General features: G+C 69.3%; 8 protein-coding genes, 1 tRNA gene, 1 pseudogene and 1 riboswitch. Of the genes and pseudogenes, 4 read left to right on the top strand and 6 right to left on the bottom strand.

Translation table 11 applies throughout. The annotated features are described in order from the left end of the window. Both B8460_RS02105 and ligA read left to right on the top strand, forming a co-directional pair. Positions 1-569: pseudogene (locus tag B8460_RS02105) on the top strand (DNA repair protein RecN); the annotation flags it as partial. Next, positions 566-2,629 carry an NAD-dependent DNA ligase LigA gene (ligA, locus tag B8460_RS02100; protein ID WP_048859914.1) on the top strand — a complete coding sequence of 688 codons (2,064 nt, stop codon included), beginning with the start codon at positions 566-568 and terminating at the stop codon, positions 2,627-2,629. The pseudogene B8460_RS02105 and the gene ligA, both read left to right, overlap by 4 nt. A 23-nt stretch (positions 2,630-2,652) precedes the next feature. Here ligA and B8460_RS02095 read toward each other — a convergent pair whose 3' ends face one another. The 4 genes from B8460_RS02095 to metZ all read right to left on the bottom strand — a co-directional run bounded on the left by B8460_RS02095 (position 2,653) and on the right by metZ (position 5,731). Continuing rightward, entirely contained in the window at positions 2,653-3,228 is a 576-nt protein-coding gene (locus tag B8460_RS02095; RefSeq protein ID WP_048859913.1) for a peroxidase-related enzyme, read from the bottom strand. Between the two features lie 6 nt (positions 3,229-3,234). Continuing rightward, a complete protein-coding gene (gene folE / locus B8460_RS02090; protein ID WP_241771072.1) occupies positions 3,235-3,873 on the bottom strand; it encodes a GTP cyclohydrolase I FolE in 639 nt (212 codons plus the stop codon). Between the two features lie 103 nt (positions 3,874-3,976). Then, on the bottom strand, positions 3,977-4,411 hold the full coding sequence (apaG, locus tag B8460_RS02085) for a Co2+/Mg2+ efflux protein ApaG (protein ID WP_084623129.1): 435 nt from the start codon (positions 4,409-4,411) through the stop codon (positions 3,977-3,979). A gap of 96 nt (positions 4,412-4,507) precedes the next feature. Next, positions 4,508-5,731: an O-succinylhomoserine sulfhydrylase gene (gene metZ / locus B8460_RS02080; protein WP_048859911.1), complete on the bottom strand. Its 1,224-nt coding sequence runs from the start codon at positions 5,729-5,731 to the stop codon at positions 4,508-4,510. A 48-nt stretch (positions 5,732-5,779) separates the two neighbouring features. Beyond that, positions 5,780-5,859: riboswitch (SAM riboswitch) on the bottom strand. Between the two features lie 59 nt (positions 5,860-5,918). Between metZ and B8460_RS02075 the strand changes: the two genes are divergently transcribed. Then, positions 5,919-5,992 (top strand) — tRNA-Gly (locus B8460_RS02075). Between the two features lie 63 nt (positions 5,993-6,055). Here B8460_RS02075 and B8460_RS02070 read toward each other — a convergent pair. Both B8460_RS02070 and B8460_RS02065 read right to left on the bottom strand, forming a co-directional pair. Next, positions 6,056-6,907, bottom strand: coding sequence for an MBL fold metallo-hydrolase (locus B8460_RS02070; protein WP_199445511.1), 852 nt, complete (start codon positions 6,905-6,907; stop codon positions 6,056-6,058). A gap of 141 nt (positions 6,908-7,048) precedes the next feature. Beyond that, positions 7,049-7,945, bottom strand: a complete 897-nt coding sequence (locus B8460_RS02065) for a LysR family transcriptional regulator (protein WP_048859909.1) — start codon at positions 7,943-7,945, stop codon at positions 7,049-7,051. A 327-nt stretch (positions 7,946-8,272) separates the two neighbouring features. Between B8460_RS02065 and B8460_RS02060 the strand changes: the two genes are divergently transcribed. Beyond that, the gene (locus B8460_RS02060) at positions 8,273-8,479 is read left to right on the top strand and encodes a hypothetical protein (RefSeq protein ID WP_048859908.1); all 207 of its coding nucleotides are present in this window, start codon (positions 8,273-8,275) and stop codon (positions 8,477-8,479) included. Positions 8,480-8,641 lie beyond the last annotated feature (162 nt).

Raw genomic sequence — 8,641 nt, 5'->3', positions numbered from 1 at the left:
GCGGCAAGGCGCGGGCTCGGCTGGAGCGGGCGGTAGCGGCGGAATTGCCGCCGCTTCGCCTCGATCGGGCGCGTTTCAGCGTGGAGGTGGCCCCCCTGCCGGAAGCGGCATGGGGACCGCAGGGCACGGACGCGGTCCGGTTCCTCATCGCCACCAATCCGGGCCAGACGCCGGGTCCGCTCGCCCGCGTCGTCTCCGGCGGGGAGCTGTCGCGGCTGATGCTGGCGCTGAAGGTGGTGCTGGCCGCCGACGGCACCGTGCCGACCCTGGTGTTCGACGAGGTGGATAGCGGCGTGGGCGGGGCCACGGCCGCGGCCGTCGGCGAACGTCTCGCGCGCGTCGCGGCGACGGTCCAGATTCTCGTCGTCACTCACAGCCCGCAGGTCGCCGCGCGCGGTCGCGTGCATCTGCGCGTCGCCAAGCACGCGGCCCGCGACCGCACGACGACGGACGTCGCGGCGCTGGGCGAGACCGCGCGACGGGAGGAGATCGCCCGCATGCTGGCCGGCGAAACCGTGACCGACGCGGCGCGCGCCGCCGCCGACGTGCTGCTGGGCACCGCCGCATGAAGCCGGTCGAGTCGCTCACGGCCGAGGAGGCGGCGGCGGAGCTCGAACATCTCGCCGCCGAAATCGCGCGGCACAACGCCGCCTATCACCAGCATGACGCGCCCGAGATCACGGACGCCGCCTTCGACGCCCTGCGCCGGCGCAACGAGGCGATCGAGGCCCGGTTTCCGGAGCTGATACGCGCCGACAGCCCCTCCCGCCAGGTGGGTGCCGCCCCCGCCGCCGGCTTTGCCAAGCTGCGCCACCGCGTGCCGATGCTGTCGCTGGACAACGCCTTCGCCGAGGCGGATTTCGCCGAGTTCTGCGCCCGCGCGCGCCGCTTCCTCGGGCTCGAGGCGGGGGCCCCGATCCGCTTTGTCGGCGAGCCGAAGATCGACGGCCTGTCGATCAACCTGCTGTACGAGGACGGCCGGCTGGTGCACGGCGCCACCCGTGGCGACGGCATGGAGGGGGAGGAAGTCACCGCCAATCTCCGCACCATCGCGACCGTGCCCGCCCGCCTGCACGGCCGCCACCCGGCGGTGATCGAGATACGCGGCGAGGTCTACATGACCAAGGCCGACTTCCTGGCCCTGAACGCAGCGCAGGAGGCGGCCGGGCAGCGCCTGTTCGCCAATCCGCGCAACGCGGCCGCTGGCAGCCTGCGCCAGATCGACCCAGGCGTGACCGCCGCCCGGCCCTTGTCGCTGTTCGCCTATGCCATGGGTGAGGCGAGCGAGGCCGTGGCGCCGACCCATGCGGCCTTTCTCGACCGGCTCCGCGCGTGGGGCTTCGCGGTCAACCCGCTGTCGGAAGTCCTGCCGACACAGGAGGACGCGGCGGCATTCCAGGCGCGCATCGCCGCCGCCCGCGCCGGGCTCGGCTACGACATCGACGGCGTGGTGTACAAGATCGACGATCTCGCCCTGCAGCGACGGCTCGGCTTCGTGGGACGGGCGCCCCGCTGGGCCATCGCCTGGAAGTTCCCGGCCGAACAGGCGGTCACGAAGCTGCTCGATATCCGGGTGCAGGTCGGGCGTACCGGGGCGCTGACGCCGGTCGCGGAGTTGCAGCCGGTCAATGTCGGGGGAGTGCTGGTCGCCCGCGCCACCCTGCACAACGAGGACGAGATCACCCGCCTCGGCGTGCGCATCGGCGATACCGTGCGCCTGCAGCGCGCCGGGGACGTGATCCCGCAGATCCTGGGCGTCGTCGACAGTCCGCCCGACGCGCGGCCCTGGGTGCCGCCCGAAACCTGCCCGGCCTGCGGCAGCCTCGCGCTGCGCCCGCCCGGCGAGGTGGTGCGCCGCTGCACCGGCGGCCTGATCTGCCCGGCGCAACGGGTGGAGCGGCTGAGCCACTTCGTCTCCCGCGGCGCGCTCGACATCGATGGCCTCGGCGACAAGACGATCCGCGAATTCTACGACGAAGGCTGGCTCAGCAGTCCCGCCGACCTGTTCCGCCTGCCGGCGCGCGAGGCGGAGATCGCGCGGCGAGAGGGCTGGGGTGTCACCTCCGCCCGCAACCTGGCCCGCGCGATCGAGGCGCGGCGGACGGTGCCGCTCGACCGCTTCATCTACGCCCTCGGCATCCGCCGCATCGGCGAGCAGAACGCGCGGCTGCTGGCGCGCCACTTCGTCAGCTACGCCAACTGGCGCGCGCAGATGGAGGCGGCGACGGTGATCGGGTCCGATGCCCGGCTCGAGGTCGGCAGCATCGTCGGCATCGGCGAGGCGATCGCGACCGAACTCGCCGACTTCTTCGCCGAGGGCCATAACCGCGCCCTGCTCGACGAGCTCGCCCGCGAGATCACCATCACCGATGTCGCCGGCCCGGCGACGGCGGACAGCGCGCTTGCCGGCAAGACGATCGTGTTCACCGGTACGATGGAGACGATGACAAGGCCGGAGGCCAAGGCGCGCGCCGAGGCGCTCGGCGCCACGGTCACCGACAGCGTGTCGCGCAAGACGGATTACGTGGTGGTCGGCGCCGATGCCGGATCGAAAGCCAAGCGCGCGGCAGAGCTTGGGGTAGCGACGCTGACCGAGGCCGACTGGCGGGCACTCGCCGGCCTTGACTGAGGCAGGCGTGGCGCTGCCTGCCGTCAGCCCCGGTACGCGCCGTGGTATTCGCGGTTCGGCATCATGTCGGTGGCCGAGGCCATCCGGTTCGACAGGTTGAAGAACGCGGCCGTCTCCGCGAGGTCGAATATGTCCTCGCGGCTCAGTCCGGCGTCGGCCAGCCCCTGCCGGTCCGCGTCATCGACCAGATGCGGCGTCGTCGTCAGCTTCCAGGCGAACTCCAGCATCGTCCGCTGCCGGTGATCAAGCCGCGCCACGCGCCAGTTGAGCGCCATCATCTCGCCCAGTTCCGGATCGCCGGACAGCTGCCGCACGGCGGCACCATGGGCCACGAGGCAGTAGTAACAGCGATTGGCGGACGACACGACGACCGCCACCATCTCCCGCTCCAGCTTCGACAGGCCGGACGGCGCCAGCATGATTTCATTATACATCTGCATGAAATGACGCAGGCGCTGCGGCTTCAGGCTGTAGGCCGCCAGCACGTTCGGCACGAAACCGAGCTTATCGATGCATTTGTTCCAGATGACCTGAAGATCGTCATCCAGGCTCGCCGGATCCGGAACGCCCAGGGCGGAGATGTGATCCGGCTGCGGCATGGCGTGTCAGTCCTCTCGTGGTCCGGACATCGGCTTGTTGACCATCGACAGCAATTCCCGCCGCGTGTCCGGATTGTCGCGGAAGGCGCCCAGCATGCGGCTCGTCACCAGCAGCGCCCCGGGCTTGTGGACGCCGCGCGTGCTCATGCACTGGTGGTTGCCCTCGATGATCACCGCCGTGCCGCGCGGCTGCAAGACCTCGTTGATCGTATTGGCGATCTGCGCCGTCAGCTTCTCCTGGATCTGCAGGCGCTTGGCATAGGCTTCGACGACGCGGGCGAGCTTGCTGATGCCGACGACGCGCGACTGCGGCAGATACGCGACATGTGCCCGGCCGATGATGGGCACCATGTGATGCTCGCAATGGCTCTCCAGGCGGATGTCGCGCAGCAGCACGATCTCGTCGTAACCCTCCACCTCCTCGAACGTCGTCTCGAGCAGGCGCACCGGATCGACCGAATAGCCGGCGAAGAACTCGTCATAGGAGCGGACCACGCGCGCCGGGGTATCCAGCAATCCCTCGCGCGACGGATCGTCGCCGGCCCAGCGCAACAGGGTCCGCACGGCCTCCTCCGCCTGTTCGCGCGTCGGACGCCCATCCGTGGGTTCAGCCAGACGATGGGGAGCGGGCGTGACGATGTTCACGTGCGTATCCTCGAAAACCATTCAGACCCGCGATATGGGGCATGCGCCCCAACGGGCAAGCCGCCAGCGTGGCCGGACGCGGTGCGCAGCCGCCGCGACCCGGTCAGTGGACGCGGCCGCCCTGGTGCGGGCTGTCGAGGCTGAAGGCCGGTATGGCGACGTCGAACGCCTCCCCCGAGTCGGGCACGACCATGTGATAGACGCCGACCATGAACCCGGAGGGTGTGTCGAGCGGTGTGCCGGACGTGTATTCGAAGCTCTCTCCCGCCTCCAGAATAGGCTGCTGCCCGACGACGCCGGCGCCGTGCACATTCTGTGTGCGGCCGTTTGCATCCGTGATGTGCCAGGTGCGGCGCAAAAGCTGCACCGGTTCGCGTCCTCGGTTTTCGATGCGTACCTGATAGGCCCAGACGTAATGCCCCTCGTCCGGCTGGGACTGGTCCTCCAGGTAGAAAGCCCGCACGCTCACGCGGATATGGCGCGTCTCGGCCGCATAGCTGCCGGCGGCGGAACCGGACGAACCGCCCGCGCCGGCCATACCCCGCCGCTCGCTCCCTTGCCTGTCGGCCATGCCGTACCCGCGTAACCCCTCGACTAACCGATACAAGAAGACGGCCGTCCCGTTGTCCAGCCGCTAATCCGCCGCCGCTGTGTCGGGGACGGACAGGCCCCCGGCCGCATCGAGGCCCCGCCTGAGATCATCCATCAGATCGGCGGGATCCTCCAGCCCGACCGACAGGCGAAGCACGCCGTCGGTGATGCCGAGGCGCGCCCGCTCCTCCGCCCCGATACGCATATGGGTCGTCGTCGCCGGATGCGTGATGAGCGATTTGCTGTCGCCGAGGTTATTCGACACGGCGATCAGGCGCAGCGCGTTCATCAGGGCAAAGGCCGCCGCCTTGCCGCCCGCCACCTCGAACGTGACGAGCGTGCCGCCACCGGACATCTGCCGTCGCGCCAGCGACGCCTGCGGATGGTCGTCGCGCAGCGGATAGAGCGTCCGCCGCACCTCCGCCCGCCCGGCCAGGAAATCGGCCACCGCCGCCGCGCCGCGCGAAGCCGCATCGACGCGCAGCGCCAGCGTCTCCAGCCCCTTCAGCAGCAGCCACGCATTGAACGGCGACAGGGCCGGACCGGTGTTGCGCAGGAAAGGCTGCAACGTCGCGTCGACCCAGGCAGCACGGCCCAGCACGGCGCCGCCGAGCACCCGTCCCTGCCCGTCGATGTGCTTGGTGCAGGAATACACCACCACGTCAGCGCCCATTTCCAACGGCTTCTGCAACAGCGGTGTCGCGAACACGTTGTCCACCACCACGATCGCCCCGGCGGCATGGGCCAGGTCCGCCACGGCCGCGAGATCGACCATGTCGAGCATCGGGTTGGACGGCGTCTCCAGCAGCACGAGCTGCGCCGGACGCGCCAGCGCCGCGCGCCAGGCACCAAGATCAGCCCCGTCCACGAAGACCGTCTCGATCCCGTAGCGCGGCAGGAGGGTGGAGACGATCCAGTGGCAGGAGCCGAACAGCGCGCGCGAGGCGACGACCCGATCGCCCGCCTTCAGATGCGACAACAGCGCGGCATGGACGGCGGCCATGCCCGTGGCGGTCGCGCGGCACGCCTCCGCGCCCTCCAGCAGGGCGAGCCGCTCCTCCAGCATGGCGACGGTCGGGTTGCCGAAGCGGGAATACTGGTAATGCTGGACGGTGTTGGCGAACGTCGCCTCGGCCTGTTCCGCGCTGTCATAAACGAAGCCGGAGGTCAGAAAGAGCGCCTCCGCCGTCTCGCCATGCTGGCTGCGCGTGGTCCCGCCATGCACGAGAAGCGTGGCCGGACGATAGGTGCGGGTGGGATCGGTCATGTCTGCGGGCCCCTCAGTCAACCGGGCCGACCGTTCGGAGCAGCGGATAGACGTCCTCCGCTGGCCTCTTTAGCGCGCTTGTTTAACCTCGCCGCAATCCGGCCGGACAAATCACGAGGATCGAGGGTCGGGAGGTAGCGTCAGGCGGATTGCAGCGTCAAGGCCGGCCTCTTATGGTTCCGGCCGCGCGGGTGTAGCTCAATGGTAGAGCTCCAGCTTCCCAAGCTGGCTACGGGGGTTCGATTCCCCTCACCCGCTCCAGCCTCCCGCCCCGCCAGCCAGCCGGACCGGCTGCCCGGCTGACAGACGGTGCCGCGGCGGTGCCTATTGCGGCCACCTCATGTCGCCTTTTACCACCTTCGCGCCGAGTTCGAGCCAGGTCCGCTCTGGCAGGCGCGGATAGGCCCGCTCCATCGCCGCGATCAGATCCGCCGAGGTCCTGGTGTCGGCCGCCGCCCTCTCTAACGCGGCAAGATAGCGGTCCGTGAACCGCACCGCTCCCAGCCCGTCCGGCGCCGCGCCCAGGAAGTGGCCGGGGACGACGCGTGCGGGCCTGAGCGCCTCGATCGTGCGCAGCGTCGCCCGCCATTGCTCGCGCGCCGACGCGGTCGGCGTGTCAGCGACCCAGACATGGGTGCCGCTGAAGACCACGGCCCCGCCGACCACCGTCCTCAGCGAGGGAATGTAGACGTAGCTGCGTCCCGGGGTCGGCCCGTCCAGCCCCACGATATCGATCGCATGGCCTTCGAGCATGATGCGGGTGCCGTGAAGGACCTCCGGGAGGACCAGCCGCCTCGGCGCATTGTCCTTGAGCAAGGGTCCCCAATAAGCGAGCTTGCGCTGCATCAGCGTCTTGATCGCCGCAACCGTCGGCGCGCTGGCAACGATGCGTGCGTGCGGGAACGCGGCCTGCACCACGTCGAGGCCGAAATAGTAGTCGGGATCGCTGTGGCTGACATAGACGGTGGTGAGAGTCTTGCCGCTTGCCTTGATCCGGGCGACGACGGCTTCGGCATCGTTGCGCTGGAATTGCGCATCGATCAGCACCGCGTCGTGATCGCCGCTGACAATCTCCGAGGAGACAGGAAAGATGGACTTCTCCCCCGGATTATAGACGTCGAGCGTCAGGCTGGAGGCCTGCGCATGGCCTGCGATGAAGGCCATGGCCGCGGCCATTACGAGATGTCGGAGCATTGCGAACCCTTGGCTGGAGTGAACCGGACGCGACCCGGAGATGGGGGTCGCGGCACGTTCCAAAGGCCGCCCGATTTGAATCAGTCTTTTGCAGGATCGTCGCAAATGGCGGACGGCCCGCGTTCAGGTATCCCAGACAGGGGTACCCGCGAGCCGCGTTGCCAGAAAATCCAGGAAAGCGCGGACCGCCTTCGGCATCTGCCTGCGCGAGACGTAAACGCCGTAAATACCCATCGCCTCCGGCGGGTAATCGGGCAGCACCTCGATCAGCGTCCCCGCCCCGAGATGCGGTCGAACAAGGTAGGTTGGGAGCAAGGCAATCCCCGCGCCGGCGAGTACGGCGCTCATCAGGACGCTTGCCTCGTTCGCACAAATGCGGCCGGCGACCTCGACGGCCTGCGTCCCGGTGCCGGCCTTCAGCATCCAGACATCCTTCGCAACGAAATGATGGGCGAGGCAATCGTGGCCCTTGAGATCTTCGGGGCGGCCCGGCGCCGGCCGCCTCGCGAGATAGGCGGGCGACGCACACAGCACGGAGCGGCACACGGACAGCTTGCGTGCGATCAGATTGGGATCAAGGCGCTGCGACATGCGGATCGCCAGGTCGATCCGGTCCTCGACGAGGTCGATGGTCCTGTCGTCCGTCAGCATACCGACGGAGATGTGGGGATAACGGCTGACGAACTCGGCAACCGCCACCGCCAGAAAGCACTGTGCGAATGACGGGCTGCACGTAATCCGGACATGGCCCGCCGGATTGACGCGATCGGCGAGCGACTCACGCAGCCCGTCCGTCATGAGCAGCAGCTCCCGGCAGCGCACGAGCGCCTGTTCGCCGGCGGATGTGAGGCTGATGCGGCGCGTGGTTCGATGGAGCAATCGCGCGCCGAGCCACTCCTCGAGCGCCGACAGGGATCGCGAGACCATGGCGCGCGACAGGTCGAGCGCATCCGCGGCCGCACTCAGGCTGCCGCGTTCGGCGACCTCCACGAACACGTTCATCGCGGTGATGCGATCCAATGGAGAACACCTTTCACAGCTTTGCGGGCCGGCCGAACCCGGGTCACGCCGGCGCTGCCGCCGATCCCCACGCCATCCTGACCTCGCCCTGAACTGATGCCGCAGCGGCCCCGCCCGATCCAGCCCCGGCGGGCCGCCGGACCCTGGCATTTTGTTCTTGTTTTGTTTGCCTAGGTCCCGCGCGCCGTCCTATCACTGATGTCAACGGCCGCCGGCGCATTCGATCGCCCATCCGGCCGGGCCCGGTCTCCCCGTCCACGGGACGCACCGGACCGATCGCACATACGGCGCGCGCCTGCGCCGGCTCTCATCCTGAAAGGACCGACGATGAACCTCGCCGCGCTCGCGGGCGACGTGCCCGTATTGCTGCCCTACCTGCCGTACGTTCTGGCCGCGTTCGGCGTCTGCGCGGCGATCATGCCGGTGCTGCCCGTGCCGGCGAAGGCCGACAGCGCCTATGGCCGCGTGTGGGCGGTGATCAACCTGCTCGCGCACAACTACCGCAACGCGACCAACGCGAAGGCGCCGAAGTGATGCGCCGCCGCAGCTTCCTGGGCAGCGCCACGGTGGCGGCCTGCGTCCTGGCCGCCGCCCGCTGCGCGGCGCCGACCCAGATCCCCGTCGGCGCGCTCGCCGGCGACATCGCCCTCGTGGCCCGCGGCCTCGCCGCACTGGCCGCCGTGCCGCCGCTTGCCG

The sequence above is a fragment of the Acidisphaera rubrifaciens HS-AP3 genome (assembly GCF_000964365.1).
In the GTDB taxonomy this organism is placed as follows: Bacteria; Pseudomonadota; Alphaproteobacteria; order Acetobacterales; family Acetobacteraceae; genus Acidisphaera; species Acidisphaera rubrifaciens.
This window is presented reverse-complemented; position numbering and strand designations above follow the sequence as displayed.